This window comes from Rhodococcus sp. MSC1_016 (genome assembly GCF_023667485.2).
In the GTDB taxonomy this organism is placed as follows: domain Bacteria; phylum Actinomycetota; class Actinomycetes; order Mycobacteriales; family Mycobacteriaceae; genus Rhodococcus_F; species Rhodococcus_F oxybenzonivorans.
Genome location: NZ_JAMOZI020000001.1, coordinates 114,549 through 133,037 on the forward strand (window position 1 = coordinate 114,549; position 18,489 = coordinate 133,037).

Consider the following 18,489-nt stretch of genomic DNA (forward strand, 5'->3'; position numbering starts at 1 on the left):
ACGAGGGAGCTGCGATGCGCACGGTGAGCGGTGTGGTGCGAGTGTTCGTCGAGTTCCTCGTGCTCTGGGGGTCGTCAGCGCTCGCGATCATCGTGCTCGACCGCCTCCTCGGCGGGGTTTCACTGGACGGGTCGAGTTTCACTCCGCTGCCGACCCTGCCGGCTGCGCTGGTTCTCGCATTGGTGTTCGGCGTACTCAGTGCCGCCCTGTGGCCGGTGATGATGTGGCTGATGTCGTGGATCGGTCCGGTGCTGCTGTTCATCGGGGTGTTCCTCGCCGGCGGCGTGATCATGCTGCTGGCGCTGTACCTGGTACCGGTCGCGGTCGTGGACCAACCACGAGATGCGTTCGTCCTCGCAGCGCTGCTCTCATTGTTCACCTCCGTGGTGTCGGGCGCTATCGCGTCTCGCTCCGATACCGCGTACCGAGTGATGCAGGTGCGTCGTCAGCGATTTCGGCTGCGGCGCAACGTCGACCTCGGGAACGCGTCCCCGGGGCTGTTGTGCATCCAGATCGACGGCCTCGGTTACGACGTGCTGCGTCGCGCGATCGCCGACGGTGTCACGCCAGGACTGGCGAAGTTGGTGCGCCACACGCACAGGCTGCGTCCCTGGTACACCGATTGGAGCAGTCAGACGGGTGCGACCCAGCTGGGGGTGCTGCACGGTTCCAACCACAACGTGCCGGCGTTTCGTTGGTACGACAAGGCGACCGGGCACATTTCGGTGTTCAGCAATCCGGCCGACAACGAGCAGCGCGAACTCGAAAGAACCGACGTCCCCGGCCTGCTGGCACACGACGGTGCGAGCCGCGGAAACCTGTTCACTGGTGGCGCGAACGACAACGTGCTCGTCGTCAGCCGCATGCGCGGTGCGCGCCTCGGCGGCGGTGCCGGCTACAGCGACTATTTCGCCGACCCGGCGAGTGCGCTGCGCACGTCGCTACGAATGTTCGGCGAGGTGCAGCGGGAAATACGCCAGGCACTACGGCAAAAGCGCAAGGACATCCAACCGCGGGTGCCGCGGGGCGGCGTTTATCCGTTCGTGCGGGCGTTCGCGACCGTGCTTGCCACCGACGTTTCCGTCGCCGCAGTGGTCGGCGATCTGATCAAGGGACGCAGCGTCGTCTACGTCGACCTGATCGGCTACGACGAGGTATCGCACCACTCCGGCATCTCCCGGCCCGAGACCCTCGCGGTGCTGTCCAAACTCGACGACATCGTCGAGATGCTGCTCGCCGTGGTGGAACAAGCCGATCGGCCCTACCGAGTCGTCGTGCTGTCCGATCACGGGCAGAGCCAGGGCGCGACCTTTCTGCAAAGATACGGGGAAACACTGGGGCAGTTGGTCATTAGGCTTTGTGCACAGCGCGAACCGACCGCGGTCAAGCGTCACTGGTACGAGCGCGAACCGGACGTCTCCGCACAACCCGGGGCCGAGGGCCGCGGCTATGCCGCGGCAAGCGTGCACGCACCGACGGCCGGCGAGGAGGCGCACGCTCCCGCCGGCGAGCCGATCGTGCTCGGCTCGGGCAACCTCGGTTTGATCTACTTCCCGGACCTGCCCGGACGGGCCGACGTCGACGCCATCGAGGCCGCCCACCCCGGCCTGCTCACCGGTCTGCGGGAACATCCAGGAATCGGTTTCCTGCTGGTTGCTGCCCCCGGCGGGTCCGTCGTTCTCGGGCCTCGAGGTCACGTCGACGTGACAACAGGGGAGGTCACGGGCCAGAACCCGCTCGCGGTGATGGGCCCTGACGCGCTGGCGAAGGTGCGACGTACCGACAACTTCGACAACGTTGCCGACATCATGGTCGGCGGCGCGTACTGGCCCGACACCGATGAGGTCGCGGCGTTCGAGGAGCAGGTCGGCTCGCACGGCGGCATGGGTGGACCGCAAAGCACCCCGTTTCTCATCTATCCAGCAGACCTGCCTGCACCGCCCGACCCGCTGCACGGCGCTGAGGCCGTGCACAAGGTGCTCGTCGGATGGCGGGATCTCTCCTGCGAGGGCGGGCAGCAGGCACTCACAGGCGGCGTCATTCTCTAGCGCCGCCGTCCCCGGCAGGGTGATACTGAGATGACGCTCCGCGCGGCTGTCGCTGCCGTCTTCAGAAGAGAGGTCTCGCAGTGAATGACACCGATATCGACGAACTCGGGCCCATCGACTATCTCGTCGTGGAGTTCCCCAGTGATCGACAACCCGACGGATCGGCGCTTCCTCACCTGATCGACCTGGTCGAGCGAAACATCATCCGGGTGTACGATCTCGTCTTCGTCCGGAAGGAAACCGACGGCTCGATATCCGGTATCGAGATCGAGGATCTCGGATTCGAGGGCGGCGTGGACGTGACGCTGTTCGCCGAGGCGGCGACGGGCCTGGTCGACCCAACGGACCTCGAGGAGGCGGCCGCCGTACTTCAGCCAGGTTGTTCCGGGGCGATCCTGGTGTACGAGAACCGCTGGGCCGCACCGTTCGCCTCGGCACTGCGGCGCGAGGGCGCCCAGCTCGTCGCGTCCGGGCGCATCCCCGTCCAAGGCATTCTGGCAGCGCTCGACGCGCTCGACGACACCGCACGCTGACGCACCGAATACTGAAAGAGTTGAGGAAATATCATGCCAGGACTTTTGCGCGGGATGGCGCGGACCGCCGTCGTGGCGGGCACCGCGACCGCAGTCTCCAACCGGGTATCGCGACGGCAGGGACAGCGGTGGGCGGCGAACCAGCCTGCACCACAACAGGAAGCGGCTCCGCTCCCTGCGTCGAGTCAGCCCGCACCGCCCTCCGGTGGCATGGATCGCATTGCCGCCCTGAAGCAACTCGGTGAACTCCGCGATCAGGGAGTTCTCACCGAGGAGGAGTTCAACGCTGAGAAGGCCAAAATCCTGGCCTCCTGACCGTAACTTCGAGTGGACGGAGCTCCGAGCATGGAAGGTTTTTGGGAATTTTTCTGGTTCATCTTCGTCTGTTTCGCCTTCATGGCGTATCTGACAGTGCTGTTTTCGATCATCACCGATTTGTTCCGAGACCATGAAACCTCGGGATGGGTAAAGGCGATCTGGGTTCTTTTCCTTTTCATAGTTCCCTTCCTGTCGGCGCTGATCTACCTGATCGTCAGGAATGACGGCATGGCGAAGCGATCGATGGCCGCTGCCCAGCAGGTCAGGCAGACGCAGGACTCCTATATCCGGGACATAGCCGGACAGTCTCCTGCCCAGCAGATCGCGGATGCCAAGGCGCTGCTCGACTCCGGGACGATCACCGACGCCGAGTTCCAGGCGATCAAGGCGAAGACACTGGCGTAAATTCGGTCGGTAGTGCCAGCATCACGGGCACGTCCGTGATGACTATTTCTCGGTGGAATTGATAGGTCGCGACCCTCGCATGACGGAGAATGGTAAATAGCGGACGAGGCACTCCGAGAGTCCGCCCGTCATGGAGAGGACGCAACGAGCCATGACGACCGATGTGATCGACAGTGCACCCGGACGCGACACCGGTGCCGCGCGGCCGCCTGGGCATCGACGCTGGCTTCCCGACCAGTACGCGTTCGGCGGCCTGGTAATCGCTGTACTGTTCGTGTGGCTGTCGTTGACACCGACGCTTCTGCCTCGCGGGCCGTTCTTCCAGGGACTGGTTACCGGTGTGTCGGCTGCAATCGGCTACGCCGTCGGGTTTCTCGGCTCCAAGTTCGTGCGCTACCTTGTGCAGCGCGAGGCGTCGGACCATGTGAAGAAAATGGTTCGCCGGACGGCGGCGGTCATCGGTCTCCTCGGAACCGCAGTGATGCTGGTGTGGTTCGGTAACTGGCAGGCCGAACTCCGGGAAATCATGAGCGCCGCACCTTTCCCGTGGTGGGGCTACCTCGTCATGGGGATCGTGGCGTTGCTGGTGTACGTCGGGTTGGTTGCCACGGCCCGGGTGCTGCTGCGGGCCGTGCGGTGGGTCGAACGCAAGATCAGCCGTGTGGTGCCCCGGCGTATCTCGGCGACCGTGATCGGAGTAGTAGTCGTGGCGTTGGTTTTCGCACTGGTCAACGGGGCTGCGGTTCGGGCGATCATGTCGGGCCTGAACACCTCGTTCGCCGCCGTCAACCAGGAGACCAAGGCCGGTGACGAGCCACCCACGTCACCGCTGCGTTCGGGCGGGCCGGAGTCGCTGGTGACGTGGGATTCGCTGGGACGGCAGGGTCGCTCGTTCATTTCGCGTGGCCCGTCCGTCGAAGACTTGTCCGCGTTCAACGGCGGTCGAGCCGCGGTGGAGCCGATTCGAACTTACGCGGGGCTCGCCAGTGGGGGCGATTCGATCCGCGAGAATGCCCAGGTGGCGGCAGACGAGCTGGAGCGCGCCGGCGGGTTCGATCGTGCGGTGGTGGGCGTGGCGACCACCACCGGCACCGGGTGGATCAACGAAAGTCTCGTCTCCTCGCTGGAGTACATGTACAACGGCGACACCGCGACGGTCGGGTTGCAGTACTCGTATCTGCCGAGTTGGCTGTCCTTCCTCGTCGACAAGGAACGCGCCCACCAGGCCGGGGAGGCATTGTTCGACGCCGTATACGACAAATGGAAGAAGTTGCCAGTCGAATCACGTCCCAAGCTGGTCGTGATGGGTGAAAGCCTCGGCTCCTTCGGTGGCGAAAGCGCTTTCGGCAACGTCGACGACGTCGAGGCCCGCACCGACGGTGTGCTGTTCACGGGACCACCGAATGCGAACGAGATCTGGACCGATGTGACCACGAACCGCGATCCGGGCTCGCCCGAATGGCTTCCGGTCTACGAGCAGGGCGAGATGGTGCGCTTCGGGGCGCGGGCGGCGGAGGATCTGCCACGCCCCGATGCCCCGTGGGGGCAGCCGCGGATGGTCTATCTGCAGCACCCGTCGGATCCGATCGTCTGGTGGTCGCCGGAGTTGTTAGTGCGCGAGCCGGACTGGCTGAAGGAGGAGCGCGGTTACGACGTCCTCGATAGCACGCAGTGGTTCCCGTTCGTGACGTTCTTCCAGGTTGCGGCGGACATGGCGGTGTCCACAGGTGTTCCGGACGGACACGGACATTCCTACGTCGTCGATATCGCCGATGCGTGGAGTGCGATCCTGCCGCCCGACGGCTGGACTTCGGCGGACAACGAGCGCCTGCGAACTGAGCTCGCCGAGATGGGTGCCGACGGCTGACAGTCTGTCGGCGCGTTCGGGATCACATCCCGGCTCCCGCCCGGCCGAGTTCGCGTTTGAGGATTTTGCCGGTGGCGGTCATCGGCAGGGCGGCGACGAATTCGACGGTGCGGGGGTACTTGTAACTCGCCATCTGCTGCTTGGCCCAGGCGATCACGTCCTCTGCGGTGATCTGTGCGCCGGGTTCGAGGATGACGTACGCTTTGATCTCCTCGCCGTGGCTGTCGTCGGGAACACCGACGACGGCGGCGAGGGAGACGGCGTCGTGGCCGAGGAGGACCTCCTCGATCTCGCGGGGGTACACGTTGAATCCGCCGCGCACGATCAGGTCCTTGGCCCGGTCGACGATGTAGTAGTAGCCGTCGTCGTCGACGCGGGCGAGGTCGCCGGTCCGGAACCAGCCGTCGCGCAGCACTTCCGCGGTGGCGTCCGGTCGGTTGTAGTACCCCTTCATGACGTTGTGGCCACGCAACGCAATCTCGCCGATGGCACCGGCTCCGGTGACGGTGTTCCACTCCTGGTCGACGATCCGGGCCTCGATTCCCCACACAGGGACGCCGATCGACCCGGGCCGTGGCTCACGGCCGGGGTCGCTGAACGTCGCGAGGGGTGACGTCTCGGACAGTCCGTACCCCTCGAGGATCTGCACCCCGAAGCGGTCGGCGAACCGGGTGAGTATCTCCACCGGCAGCGCGGCGCCGCCGGAGATCGCGAGACGCATATTGGCGGCGATGCGGCCGATGTCAGCGGGGTGTTCGTCGAGGGCGCCGAGCAGACCCCAGTACATGGTGGGCACTCCGGCGAAGACGGTGATGTTCTCGCGTTCGATGACGTCGAGTGCCGCGGCGGCCTCGAACCGGGGCAGCAGCACGAGGGTCGCCCCTACCGAGATGCCGGCGTTCATGGTGACGGTCTGGCCGAACGAGTGGAACAGCGGCAACGTCACCAGGTAGCGGTCGTGAGTGGTAGGTGTGCTGTCGAACAGGCGGTTGGCGGTCAGCGCATTGAGCACCATGTTGGCGTGGGTGAGTTCGGCGCCCTTCGGTTTTCCGGTGGTCCCGCTGGTGTACAGGATGACGGCGGTGTCGCCGGGTTCGCGGACGACGGCCTCGAAGGCGGTGTTGTGTGGCGCCCTGGCGTCGGTCAGTGTGCCGATGCCGTCGATCGTCACGGGCGCGTTCGGGTCGGTGGTGATGCGGAACATGCTGCGGCAGTGTGGACTCTGCGCGAACGCCGAGCGCCCGTACTCGCCCATCGGCAGGTCGGGAGTGCCGTCGTAGCAAAAATATGCCGTGGCGTCGGAATCGGCGAGGTGATAGGCAATCTCGCGTTCCTTGAGCAACACGTTGAGTGGCACGACCACCGCACCGGCTTTGAGGATGCCGTAGTAGACGACGGGGAACTGCGGGATGTTGGGGCAGGAGAGCGCAACCTTGTCGCCGGGTTCGATGCCCGCCGACACCAGCAGGTTCGCGACCTGGTCGGATCGGGCGTCGAGATCGGCGTAGGACATCCGCTCGTCGCCGAGTATCAGGGCATCACGGTCGGGGAATCGGCGGGCGGAGTCTTCGAGAAGTACGGAGAGGTTCAGCACGGGACACTTTCTCGGAGTGGGAAGGTGGGCGATGCGCTAAGACAGCGCGGCGGAGGCCGTCGAGTCGATCAACTCCCGGAGCAACTCCTCGGCGTACGGCCAGTACCCGTAGCCGGCGGCGGGATTGAGGTGACCGACGGCTCCGAGGTCGACGAGCCGGCTGCCCCACGACTCGGCCATTCCGGCGACCCGACGGAAGCGAGCCATCGGATCGTTGGTGCTGGCGGCGACGACGCTGGGGAACGGCAGTCGGCGCCGGGGGACGGGCTCCCAGCCACCCTGCTCGAGATCCTCGAGGGTCGGATACCCCGCGGGCAGTGGTTCCTCGAGGTCCGGTGGAGTGGCGAGCAGGGCGCCCTGGACCGGGCGGGTGGACCGCTGGGCCCAGTGGACGGTGATCGCCACTCCCGCACTGTGCGCGACCAGGACTACCGGGCCGTCGATGTCGGTGAGGACGTCGTCGAGTGCCGCGATCCGGGCAGCCAGGCTGAACTTGTCGCGTTCGAGCGGCGGCACCGTTCGCACGGTGTCGAGTCTCTCGGCGAGCAACGTCTGCCAGTGGTCGGCGACGTGGTCGCGCAGTCCGGGCACGATCACCACGGTCGGTGAGGTGGAGGTAGTCACGAGTGGCTCCGGTTTTCTATGCGGTAGCGGTGAGGGCGGCGAGCTTGCGGCGTCCGGCCGGGTAGGCGCGCTTGCCGAGGATCAGGGCGACGATCGCGACGATGTAGATCAGCGGAGCGATCTGCAACGCGGTGACAAGCCCGAAGCGGTCGGCCAGCACCCCGACGACGAACGGGCCCAGCGCCAGTCCGAGGAGGTTGTTGGCCAGGGTCAGGGTGCCGAAGGCGGAGGCGCGCACCGACGAGTGGGTGAGGTTCGCGACCATGGCGGCGATGGGACCGGATGAGCCGGCGGAGAAGAAGGCGCCGATGCCGATCAGAACCAATTGGAGCGTGCCGGAGGGCATCTGGAAGCCGGTGCCGAGGAAGACGAGGGAGATTACGCCGAAGGCCACCGCGGTAGTCCATTTTCGCGCGGGATCGTTGCGGCTGACGCGGTCGGTAATAATGCCGCACACCACCATGCCGCTGCCGACGAGGAGGACGAAGATCGACGCCATTGCACCGGCCTTGTCGAGTGCGAGGCCGTAGGAGCGGTTGAAGAAGCTCGGCAGCCAAGCCAGCAGGACCCCTGCGGTGAACATCTGTAGACCACCACCGATGTAGGCGAACACGACGGCGGGGGTGGTGAACAGGCTCGAGATCGGTGCCCGGAATCCGGTGGGACCGGGTGTGTCGGCCGGGTCGTCGTCGGCCGCATGAAGAGCCAGTTTTCGTTCGGAGACGAGAGCCCGGAAGAGGGCGACGAGCATGAGTCCGAAGACGGCCATGGCGGCGAACGACCAGCGCCAGCCGAGGTTGACGGCGATCACGCCACCGAGGGCGACGCCGATCACGGACCCGAACGATCCGCCGCCCATGAAGGCGCCGCTGAGCGTGGAGTGCACTCGCGAGGCGAACACGCTGAGGACGACGGCGATGCCGACGCTACCGTAGGCGGCCTCACCCACGCCGACGAGGAATCGGGCTCCCAGCATCTGCTCGTAGCTGCTTGCCACCGCACAGAGCAGTGTGGCGATGCTCCAGAGCACGGCCATCAGGACCAGGCTCTTCACCCGGCCCCACCGGTCGGCCAGCAGCGACAGCGGGAGCGTCAGCAGTCCGACCATCAGTGCGACGATGCTGCTGAGCGACGCCAACTGTGAATCGGTCAGCGTCCATTCGGTTTTGAGCAGCGGAAAAACCGCACTGAGGACCTGGCGGGACATGTAGTCCGACAGCAGCAAACCGAAGGTGAGTGCGAAGACGATCCAGGGATACAACCGGGACCGGGAGGCTGGTGCGGTCTTCTCGGCGGTCGTGTCCGGGGTGGTGTTCGGGGCGGTGGTGGCTGGTAGTCCCATGAGGCCTCCTATGGCCGTAAGGAGTGATAAAGGGTGGGGGAGAGAGCGAGCGGCGATCTGCTCGACTCTCTCCCCGGTCACGATGCGATATTGCCCGGCCTCGAAACTCAGGCGTGCTGGGTGAAGCCCAGCTGTCCCGGCCGGCGGTTGGGCGCGAATCCGATCTTCGCGAGGGTCTCCTCGGCGTCGGCATACCGCTCGTCGAGCTTGTAGATCTCGCGGGCCTCCTTGCCGGTGGCGACCTCGCGGCCGAGTTCGCCGGCGATGCGGACGAGTTGCTCGATTTGCTGGACGGAGGTGATCTTCTCGCCCTTGCGACCCCAGATGGTGTCCTCGTTGCCGCAGCGGGCGTGCAGGCCCATGGCGATCGCCATGGTGTTCATCGGGAGCACGCTGCGCATGAGGGTTTCGAGGGTGAGCACGGCGCCGTCCGGGGTTCGGCGGATGAACTCCATCATGTTGTACGGGTTGGGTCCGTCGAATCCGCCGCCGATGCCGACCCAGGTGAGCATCAGCGGGCCTGTGTATACGCCGCGGCGAATGAGGCGTTCGACGGTTTCGAGCTGGGCTACGTTGGCGAGTTGGAAGTGCGGCTGAATTCCTGCGGCCTGCAGACGCTTCAGGTGCTCCTCCACCCACGACGGTCCGGCGGGGACGACCATCTCGCGGTACGCGTCGGCGATCTCCGGACGCAGGAACGAGGTGCCGGCGATGTCGTCGGCGGTCATCAACTCCATGATGTTCATCTGGTTCGTGTTGATGGCGATGGTCACCTGGTCGGGCTTCGGGTCGAGTTCTGCGAGCATGTGCCGAGCATCGTCGCTGAGCCACTTCGCGTCGGCGCCTTCACCTTCGGGTGCGAACGAGATCGAACCGCCCACCTGCAGGATCATGTCCGGCACGGCCTCCCGGAGGCGGCCGAGCAGTTCGTTGAACTTCGACAACCGCTTGGAGCCCTTGCCGTCGAGTTCGCGGACGTGGATGTGCAGGACGGTGGCGCCGGCCTCGTAGCAGTCGACCGCCTGCTGGACGTGCTCGTCCATCGTCAGAGGCAGGTCTTCGCGGAAGTCGTCCGGCTCCCACTCGGGGCCGTACGGGGCGGCGGTGATGACCAGCTTCTCCTGGGTCTCGGGGAAGAGGGCGTCGTCGTGGAAGTGCATGGGTGTTCTCCGTTCGAGGTGGTTCGGATCAACAGGGGGAGAGAAAGTTTCAGAAGGGCCGGTCGCCGATGATCCCGGCGCGTTCCATCTTGCGGACGGCGGGCCAGTAGTCCTGGACCGCGTAGTGCTGGGTGGACCGGTTGTCCCAGATCGCGACGCTGTTCTTGGTCCAGCGCCACCGCACCTGGTACTCGGGAATCGACGCCTGGCTGATCAGGTAATTGAGCAGGTTACTGCTGCCGGGCGCATAGTCGATGCCGTACCGGATGTGCTCCGGGGTGTGGTAGTTGACGAAGTGGGTCGCGAAAGCATTGACGAACAGGATCTTTTCGCCCGTCTCGGGGTGCGTGCGCACCACGGGGTGCTCGGCGTCGGGGAACCTCTGGTGCAGCGCCTGCCGCTGTTCCAGCGGCTGTGCGGCACCGAACGACGCCTCGATGCTGTGCCGGGCGCGCAGTCCGTCGATCTGCTTCTTCACCGCGTCGGGCAGCTTGTCGTAGGCCAGGGCCATGTTCACCCAGATGGTGTCTCCGCCGATCGGGGGCGTCTCCACGCAGCGGAGCACGCAGCCCATGGGCGGGTTCTCCCGCCAGGTGGCGTCGCAGTGAAAGGCGTTCTCGTAGTGGTCGGCCGGGCTGTCGAGGTCCTTGTAGATGCGCACCAGCCCGGGGTGGTCGGGGTCGCTCCCCACGGCGGGGTGGTCCTCGAGCGGGCCGAACCGCTCGGCCAGCGCCACGTGCTCGGCGCGGGTCATGTCCTGGTCGCGGAGGAACAGGACCTTGTACTCGAGCAGCAGTTCCCGCAGTTCGGCGAACAGGGCGTCGTCGCGGGCGGCGTCACCGAGGTTCACGTCGAACAGTTCGGCGCCGATCGAGCAGGTGAGCGGTGCGATCCGGAACGACCCGGAAGGGGAGAGGATCGTGTGCGGTTCGGGCAAGTAGGTCAGTTGCGCGGTGTCGGTCATGGTGGTGTCTCCGTCGGAGTGAATGTGTTGGCCCGCAGTCAGAGTCGGAATACGGACGAGCCGATGCTGCGGCCGGATTCGAGATCGCGGTGCGCTTGGACGGCGTCCTCGAGTCCGTAACTCTGGTTGATCTCGATCCGGATCCGGCCGGCCTCGACGTGTCCGAACAATTCACCGGCGAGTTCGGCGCGCTCGGCCGGGTCGGCGATGTAGTCGGCGAGAGCGGGGCGGGTCACGAACAGTGAACCCTTGACTGCCAACTGCATCGCGTTGATCGGGGGAATCGGTCCGGAGGCCGTTCCGAAGCACACCAGCAGTCCGCGCCGGGCGAGGCAGTCGAGCGAGGTCTGAAAGGTGGACTCGCCGATGCTGTCGTACACCGCCGGGACGCCGGCGCCGCCGGTGATCTCGCGAACTCGCTCGGCGACGTTCTCCCGGGTGTAGACGATCACGTGCTCACATCCGTGGGCGCGGGCGATCGCGGCCTTCTCGTCGGTCGACACGGTGCCGATCACGTTGATGCCCAGCAACTTCGCCCACTGAGTGAAGATCAGGCCGACGCCCCCGGCCGCCGCGTGCAGCAGCACGGTGTCGCCCGCCTTCAGCGGGTAGATGCGGCGCAGCAGGTATGCCGTGGTCAGACCCCGCATGGTCATCGCGGCCGCGGTGTCGAAGCGGATCGCCTGCGGCAGCGGGATCAGCGGTGCGGCCGGCATCACGCGTTCGGTGCTGTAGGCGCCGAGCGGGCTGCCTGTGTAGGTGACGCGGTCGCCGACCTGCACGTGGGTCACGCCGGAGCCGACCTCTTCGACGACACCGGCCGCCTCCACGCCCATGCCTGCGGGCAGTTCGGCCGGGTAGAGGCCGGTGCGGAAGTAGGTGTCGGCGAAGTTCAGTCCGACGGCCTCGTGCCGGATCCGGACTCCGTGGGGGCCGGGCTCTCCGACCTCGACGTTCTCCCACTTCATGACTTCCGGAGCGCCGTGCTCGTAGAACCGAACTGCCTGTGCCACAGTGTTTCTCCTCTTCGATGTGCTGATCGGCGCGGTGCCGCGGCCGGACGCTCGCGGCCGGTTGGCGGGGATGATCCGGTGTGGCGGATAACCTCTCCGCACCGCTTCTGTGATGCACCTAACAGTACGGCCACATGGGCCCCTGCGCTTATCCTGACGGGACAGTCGGCCTATCATTCTGGGACAGGACATCGGAGTGACATGAAACCCCTTGCGCGCTACGCGTCGCTGAACGGCTACCTGGAGCTGTGTCGGTCGTTCGGGATCGACCCGGCTCCGTTGATGAGATCCGCGGGCCTCGATCCGTCCGGCCTGGCACTACAGGACCGGTGGGTCCCGGCCGCGGCGATCGCGCGCCTCCTCGAGCAGTCGGTAGAGAAGTCCGGGCGCGAAGACTTCGGGGTGCGCCTTGCCGAACGCAGACAGTTCTCCAACCTCGGCCCGCTCAGTCTCGTCGTCCGAGAGGAACCCGACGTCCGCAGTGCCCTGCGCGTGCTCACCCGGTATGCACACACGTACAACGAGGCGTTGCGGACGCGGATGTCCGAGGTGAACGGCCTGGTGACCCTCCGCATCGAACTCGATCTCGGGGAGGCACTCGAGACTCGGCAGTCGATCGAACTCGCGGTCGGAGTGCTGCACCGGTTGCTGCGCGACTTCCTCGGCGGCGGTTGGAGACCACTCACGGTGTGTTTTCCGCACCCGGCGCCGGCGGACACGGCAACGCATCGGCGATTGTTCGGTCCGGTCGTCACGTTCGAGAACGAGTTCGCCGGCATCGTCATCGAGGCGGCCGACCTGGACGCGCCGAACAAGATGTCCGACCCGCTCCTCCGCCCCTACACACAGCAGTTGCTGGACTCCTGGGAACCGGTCGACGACGTGACGATCGTGAGCCGGGTCCGCGAGCTGATCGAACTGCTGCTCCCCACCGGCCGCTGTTCCGTCGAGCAGGTGGCCCGCAGTCTGGGTGTGGATCGGAGGACTGTGCACCGCAGGCTCGCGGAGAGCGGGGAGTCGTTCTCGACGGTCCTCGACAGCACCCGCGCCGAGCTCGCCGAACGGATGGTGGCGAACCCTCGGCTGAGTCTCACCGAGATCGCGGACGTGCTGTCTTTCTCGGCGCCGAGCAACTTCTCACGATGGTTCCGCGGGCACTTCGGGGTCAGCCCCAGCCGTTGGCGGGAGCAGCGAACGGGTGAGCGCGGTTAGCCCATGTCTTCCGGGCGCGGGGTGGCGAAGGGGCGTCCGTTGACGGTGCCGAGGCCGAGGCGCACCCCACAGCACGAACCAGCTGTCGAAGAGGATTTCCCGGTTCCGGCCCCGCGGCCGGTGGCGAGTGCTTGTATTGAGGTATGTGCCGGTGGATGGCCTACTCGGGTGAACCGATCCTCGCGGAGGACCTGTTGTTCCGCCCTAAACACTCGCTGATCGATCAGAGTCTGCACTCACGTCTCGGGGCGACGACCACCAATGGTGACGGATTCGGTGTCGGTTGGTACGGCGAAGGCAGTGAGCCGGCGGTGTACAAGAGCATCGAACCGGCCTGGAACGACAGCAACCTGCGGGAGATCGCCGGCCAAGTGCGAACGCGGATGTTGCTTGCTCACGTGCGTGCCTCGACGGGGACGCCGGTGCAGCGCAGCAATTGTCATCCCTTCCGGCACGGGCGGTGGTTGTGGGTACACAACGGCGCCCTGCGCGGTTTCCACGAGATCAGACGCGACCTGGTGATGGCCGTCGACCCGGCCCTGTTCCTCGACATCGAGGGTTCGACAGATTCCGAAACGTTGTTTTTCCTCGCCCTCACATTCGGCCTCGCCGACGATCCTTTCGGTGCGGTTGCCCGCGCGGTCGGCTTCGTCGAAGACGTCGGCCGAGCACACGGTGTCGACCATCCGGTGCAGATGACCGTCGCCACCACCGAGGGTGAATCGCTGTGGGTCTTCCGGTACTCGAGTGAACGGCAGTCGAGGTCGCTGTTCTTCTCCACCGAACTCGCGAAGCTGCGCGCACTGCACCCCGAAGTCGAGGTCTTGCACGAACTGGGTGGGGAGACTCGTTTCGTGGTTTCCGAACCCCTCCGCGACCTCGAAGGCGCGTGGAACGAGGTGCCCGAGTCCTCCGCCGGAGTCGTTCGACCCGGGCAGGACGAGATCCGGCCATTCGAGCCGATCTCACCCGGCTGAGTGCAGGGCCTCTCTCTGCGAGAATGGACTTCCGCACCGACATCGAAGGAGTCGCCATGACTGAACCGATCTTCGACAAGTCGGAGCAGCTGAAGCAGGTCGAACAGGGAATCCTTCCCGGTGAGCACATCATCGCCGTCTACGACTGCATCGGCGCGGGTACCGGCTTCCTCGGGATGACGAACCTGCGCGTCGTGATCCAGGACAAGAGCTTCGTCGGCAAGCGCACCGCGATCACGTCCATCCCCTACAAGCACATCCGGTCGATCGCATTCCTCAGCAACAAGTCGTGGGCCGGCCAATTCTTCTCCTCCAGCAGCATCGCCCTCGCCGTCGCTGGGACAACATACGAAGCCGACTTCCGCGGCGTCGACAAGGCCCACCATGTACACACCGTGATCCTCGGACGCATCACGTGATGTAGCGGAAACTGTAAGTTCCTCGACCTTGCAAGGTGACGTGCCTGGCGACGGGTATGGAGAGCTCGCAAAGTGCAACGTCCGATGTCATGATCTCCTGCAGGTGGTCCCTGTGCCGGAGGATTCACTGATCAGTACGTGCGTGTGCGTCGAGCCGGTGAGTGACACCGACGAATGGGAGCTGATTCGTGACGCGGGAAACCCGCTTATCCACGTCGAACAACGACGGGGTCTTCATTTTGTTGCGACTCAGGCCGAATTGTGACGATCCAGTCCCTCGGTGAAAAGATGCCCGTGGCTGACCCTGGGAAGATCCTCCGCTATACGCCGAGCGGCCTGCTGTACCCGAAGCCCTGAGATCGTCATGACCGGCGATGCCTGAATCGAGCCGGGTCGACCGGCCGCTGCACCTTCGGCAGCTTTTCCACGACCAGTAGATACGACTCCGTCACCAGATCGTCGACCAGCTTCGCATCGATGTCCCCACCCGGTGTCAGCGTGATCCAGTGCTGCTTGTTCATGTGGTAGCCCGGCGTGATGTGCTCGAGCATGGCTTGCAGCGCCTTCCCCTCCGCTGGGTCCGTTTTCACGATCACCATCGGCTTACCTGTCACGTGCGTCAGGAGCATGAATATCTTCCCGCGAACTTTGAACACATCCCATCCATCGCCGAACGGATGGTCCAGACTCGCCCCGGGTAGCTCATCCGCCCGCGCGGCTGCACGTTTCTGCAACTTCGTCGCCTCCATGGGAGCTCCTTCCGTCGTAGACGTGCGTACTGCCGTACGCACTATGGCTGATCGCATATCGCGCCGGAATGCCATGGGGCTCGGTGACCGACAACGGGCGTGAGCCGACACCTTCCCACGGTACCGTTCCATATTGTGAAATCCGTGCCGATGCAGGTGTCTCTGGAGGAATGGCTCGTCGAGAGACTTCCTGCATAGGGCCGAACTGGTCGCCTCCATCGGGATTCCGTAATGTGGACCGATTTCCTGGGGATTTGCACACTCGCTTGACGGCTCAGTTCAGCAAGGAGCACAGTCGCATCGAATCGTGACTCAGATCACGTAGTGGTCCACTCCCAAAGGAGGAGCTGTGTCAGGTCCCGCCAGAACACATCCCACGCACTCGCGTCGGATGAAGAACGGGATCGCCATGACTCCGGCATCCGCGTCCGAAGGCCTAGCTCCGCTCGCGGGCAACGACTCATTCGGCTGAGTACTGCAGAGATCTACATCGACAGGGTCCGCAACTACACCGCACACCTGTCGTGGCTGAACAGTTTCGGCAATTCAGACGTCTCGAGCACACCTTCGTGTGTCCAAGGCAAATTTCCAGAAGGGCAGTACATGAGTGACAACGGTGCGAGTGTGGCTACGGTGAATGCCACACTCGAAGAGAAGGATCCCGAGCTCACGGGCAAAGTGGGCACCCTCCAGGGCAATATGGGCGCATTGGGGCTGTTCTTCAGTGTGATGGCGTTCAATGCTCCGCTCGTCGTGGTAATTGGCGTCATCCCGTTCATGATTGCCTTTGGAAACGGGATCGGCACTCCGATCCTCTTCGTCATCGGTGGCCTGATCGTGGCGGCCTTCGCGACGGGATTCTTGCGGATGTCGGACGTCCTTCAGCGCCCCGGCGCGTTCTACGCCTTCGTAACGGCCGGCCTTGGGAAGAAGATCGGTCTCGGATCCGGATTGGCCATGCTGCTCGCATACTTCTGCGTATGCGCGGGTTACCTGACCTTCGGTGGCGAAATATTTGGCACGCTCGTCACGAATACCTTTCACGGCCCGGACCTGCCCGGGTATGTCTGGGCGTTCGTGCTGTGGGTGATCGTCGCAGTTCTCGGTTATCTCCGCGTCGACTTCTCGGCGAAGGTCACCGCGGTAGTTCTGTGCGGAGAACTGATCGTCGTCTTCATCTACAACGCGGTGATCTTCGCGCGTGGGGGTGCCGAAGGACTGAGTGCGGCACCCTTCGATCCGAGCCACTGGTTCGACGGATCGCTGCCCATCGGACTGCTCTTGGCCAGCGGCATGTTCGGTGGCTATGAGGTGACCGTCTTGTTCCGCGATGAAGTGCGCAACCCTGAAAAGACGATCCCTCGGGCAACTTACGGTCTCATCGCCTGCGCCGTCGTCATTTACGTGACGACGACGTGGCTGTTCATCAACGCACTCGGGGTTGACGACGCGGCGTCGCTGGTCGCGGCCGACCCCACCGGCGCCATGGATTCGACCTTGATTACCTTCGGAAGCCACTTCCTTTTCGATGCTGCCTCGATATTGGTCATTACCAGCGCCCTCGCGGTGATCGTCTGCGCACACAACGTTGGCGCCCGCTATTTGTTCAACCTGAGTGCTGACGGAGTCTTCCCCCGCTCCCTGAGTGCTGTGCACCCGCGCCACGGATCACCCTACGTGGCATCGATGGTGATGAGTGCGGCCGCGCTTGCCCTGAACGCTGCCGTAGTCGTCCTTGGCATTGATGAGATGGCCTTCTATGCCGCGTTGCTGGGTGTTGCTGCACTTACAGGGATTACGGTGCAGTTCCTTACGGCTGTCGCTGTCCCGGCCTACCTGAAGCGAACAGGCAATCACAAAGGTCACGTGATCAAATCGATCGTCCTTCCGCTGGCTGCTGCCGTGGGCTTCGGTACGGTCATGGTGCTGTCCATTCTCAATTTCCACATCCTCACCGGTGGATCGCAGACGATGTCCAACATTCTTCTCGCCTTCGTCTACGGATTCTTCGCCTTTGGTTTCGTGTTGGCACTCGCGTTGCGGCGGTGGCGACCGCAGGTTTATCAGCGAATCGGGCGGCAGTAGAAGGCGACAGCTTCCCACCGGAACTTCCCTGATCTCCGTGGTGTCCGTGGCAGGAGATCGCGTGCTCCGGGCGTGCTCTCACGGCCAGGTGAGGGCACGCCCGGTCGCTGTGGGTAAATCGAACCGAACACGATTGCGTCAAGATAAGAGGTTTCATGACCGACGACCGTAGCAACGCAGGAAACGCTGGAATGTCCCCCGAGGCATGGGAGGAATGGTTCGCCGACAAGCACATCACGACCGAGGACCGCGGGGCATACGCGGACGCAGACGATACCTGGCCCGAGTACTCCCTCGGCTCGAACTCGCGTCCGCGTGAGGGCGTGCCAACGGGTTCGATCACGGTCCGTCAGCACACGAGCTCGGTCGCGTACCCAGGCGTCGAGCGGGACTACCGCATATACGTACCGGCACAGTACGACGGCTCCGAGCCGGCGTCGGTGATCGTCTTCCACGACGGTTTGGAATACCTCGCGGAAGACTTCCGCGCCAACGTCGTGCTGGACAACCTCATCGCCAAGGGCGAAATCCCCGTGACCGTTGCCGTATTCGTCGAGGCGGGAAAGACGGGACCTGGGTACCCGATCTTCGGTGGGGCGGACAACCGCAGCATCGAGTTCGACTCGATCGACGATGTCTGGGCACGGTTCCTCATCGAAGAGCTGCTTCCGGACGCCGTCGGTGAGCTGAACGTGTCGAGGGAGCCGCGCGACCACATCATCGTCGGCTTCAGCTCGGGCGGCAACGCGTCCTTCACCGCCGCATGGCACCGACCGGACTTCTTCGGGAACGTCATCACACACTGCGGTTCTTTCGTCGACATCCGCGGCGGCCACAACCATGCACCGCAGGTGCGACGCAACCTGCGCAAACCGATCCGCATGTGGCTCCAGAGCGGGCGACGCGACGCGCGTGTGGTCTTCGGGGACCTCGCGATCGCCAACCAGGACTTGGCAGCGGCACTGGAATACCGCTATTACGACCATCAGTTCGTCTTCGGCGAGGGCGGCCATACCTTGCGCCACGGTGGTTCGGTGTTTCCTCGGACGATCCGCTGGATCTGGCGCGACCACCAATCCACCACCGGCACGTACTGACCACCACCACCGGCACTGGGCCCCCAAGAGCGGGCACAACCCACACCCTGAACGAGTACCAGGCATTCAACTTCCAACTACT

General features: G+C 64.6%; 17 protein-coding genes. 10 read left to right on the plus strand and 7 right to left on the minus strand.

The genetic code is table 11. The features are described from left to right. The first annotated feature begins 14 nt into the window (after nt 1-14). From L1080_RS00525 to L1080_RS00545, 5 genes are all read left to right on the plus strand, one after another. Complete coding sequence (locus L1080_RS00525) at nt 15-2,048, plus strand: phage holin family protein (protein ID WP_250772305.1); 2,034 nt, start codon at nt 15-17, stop codon at nt 2,046-2,048. 80 nt (nt 2,049-2,128) lie between these two features. Then, nucleotides 2,129-2,581 carry a DUF6325 family protein gene (locus L1080_RS00530; protein ID WP_213576463.1) on the plus strand — a complete coding sequence of 151 codons (453 nt, stop codon included), beginning with the start codon at nt 2,129-2,131 and terminating at the stop codon, nt 2,579-2,581. A 33-nt stretch (nt 2,582-2,614) separates the two neighbouring features. Continuing rightward, nucleotides 2,615-2,896, plus strand: a complete 282-nt coding sequence (locus L1080_RS00535; protein WP_250772303.1) for an SHOCT domain-containing protein — start codon at nt 2,615-2,617, stop codon at nt 2,894-2,896. Nucleotides 2,897-2,926: 30 nt separating this feature from the next. Beyond that, complete coding sequence (locus L1080_RS00540) at nt 2,927-3,304, plus strand: SHOCT domain-containing protein (RefSeq protein WP_250772301.1); 378 nt, start codon at nt 2,927-2,929, stop codon at nt 3,302-3,304. Nucleotides 3,305-3,455: 151 nt separating this feature from the next. Beyond that, nucleotides 3,456-5,171 carry an alpha/beta hydrolase gene (locus L1080_RS00545; RefSeq protein WP_250772299.1) on the plus strand — a complete coding sequence of 572 codons (1,716 nt, stop codon included), beginning with the start codon at nt 3,456-3,458 and terminating at the stop codon, nt 5,169-5,171. 22 nt (nt 5,172-5,193) lie between these two features. On the opposite strand, the gene L1080_RS00550 is transcribed toward L1080_RS00545, so the two are convergent. The 6 genes from L1080_RS00550 to L1080_RS00575 form a co-directional block, all read right to left on the minus strand. Then, entirely contained in the window at nt 5,194-6,765 is a 1,572-nt protein-coding gene (locus L1080_RS00550; protein WP_250772297.1) for a long-chain-fatty-acid--CoA ligase, read from the minus strand. A gap of 36 nt (nt 6,766-6,801) precedes the next feature. Beyond that, the gene (locus L1080_RS00555; protein ID WP_250772295.1) at nt 6,802-7,389 is read right to left on the minus strand and encodes an RBBP9/YdeN family alpha/beta hydrolase; all 588 of its coding nucleotides are present in this window, start codon (nt 7,387-7,389) and stop codon (nt 6,802-6,804) included. A 16-nt stretch (nt 7,390-7,405) separates the two neighbouring features. Continuing rightward, a complete protein-coding gene (locus L1080_RS00560) occupies nt 7,406-8,731 on the minus strand; it encodes an MFS transporter (protein WP_250772293.1) in 1,326 nt (441 codons plus the stop codon). A 107-nt stretch (nt 8,732-8,838) separates the two neighbouring features. Then, the gene (locus L1080_RS00565; RefSeq protein ID WP_250772291.1) at nt 8,839-9,891 is read right to left on the minus strand and encodes a beta-keto acid cleavage family enzyme; all 1,053 of its coding nucleotides are present in this window, start codon (nt 9,889-9,891) and stop codon (nt 8,839-8,841) included. A gap of 49 nt (nt 9,892-9,940) precedes the next feature. After that, complete coding sequence (locus L1080_RS00570; RefSeq protein WP_159924485.1) at nt 9,941-10,855, minus strand: TauD/TfdA dioxygenase family protein; 915 nt, start codon at nt 10,853-10,855, stop codon at nt 9,941-9,943. Nucleotides 10,856-10,893: 38 nt separating this feature from the next. Further along, the gene (locus L1080_RS00575; RefSeq protein WP_159924488.1) at nt 10,894-11,868 is read right to left on the minus strand and encodes a quinone oxidoreductase family protein; all 975 of its coding nucleotides are present in this window, start codon (nt 11,866-11,868) and stop codon (nt 10,894-10,896) included. Between the two features lie 201 nt (nt 11,869-12,069). On the opposite strand from L1080_RS00575, the gene L1080_RS00580 reads away from it, so the two are divergent. The 3 genes from L1080_RS00580 (at nt 12,070) to L1080_RS00590 (ending at nt 14,476) form a co-directional block, all read left to right on the plus strand. Beyond that, nucleotides 12,070-13,080: an AraC family transcriptional regulator gene (locus L1080_RS00580; RefSeq protein ID WP_250772289.1), complete on the plus strand. Its 1,011-nt coding sequence runs from the start codon at nt 12,070-12,072 to the stop codon at nt 13,078-13,080. Between the two features lie 155 nt (nt 13,081-13,235). Beyond that, complete coding sequence (locus L1080_RS00585; protein ID WP_159924492.1) at nt 13,236-14,057, plus strand: class II glutamine amidotransferase; 822 nt, start codon at nt 13,236-13,238, stop codon at nt 14,055-14,057. A 56-nt stretch (nt 14,058-14,113) separates the two neighbouring features. Then, nucleotides 14,114-14,476: a PH domain-containing protein gene (locus tag L1080_RS00590; RefSeq protein ID WP_250772287.1), complete on the plus strand. Its 363-nt coding sequence runs from the start codon at nt 14,114-14,116 to the stop codon at nt 14,474-14,476. Between the two features lie 362 nt (nt 14,477-14,838). Here the strand turns inward: L1080_RS00590 and L1080_RS00595 are convergent, their stop codons facing one another. Then, complete coding sequence (locus L1080_RS00595) at nt 14,839-15,225, minus strand: MmcQ/YjbR family DNA-binding protein (RefSeq protein WP_250772285.1); 387 nt, start codon at nt 15,223-15,225, stop codon at nt 14,839-14,841. A gap of 603 nt (nt 15,226-15,828) precedes the next feature. Between L1080_RS00595 and L1080_RS00600 the strand changes: the two genes are divergently transcribed. Both L1080_RS00600 and L1080_RS00605 read left to right on the plus strand, forming a co-directional pair. Next, nucleotides 15,829-17,310, plus strand: a complete 1,482-nt coding sequence (locus L1080_RS00600) for an APC family permease (RefSeq protein WP_250772283.1) — start codon at nt 15,829-15,831, stop codon at nt 17,308-17,310. A 155-nt stretch (nt 17,311-17,465) separates the two neighbouring features. After that, nucleotides 17,466-18,407, plus strand: coding sequence for an alpha/beta hydrolase (locus tag L1080_RS00605; RefSeq protein WP_250772280.1), 942 nt, complete (start codon nt 17,466-17,468; stop codon nt 18,405-18,407). Nucleotides 18,408-18,489: the final 82 nt, after the last annotated feature.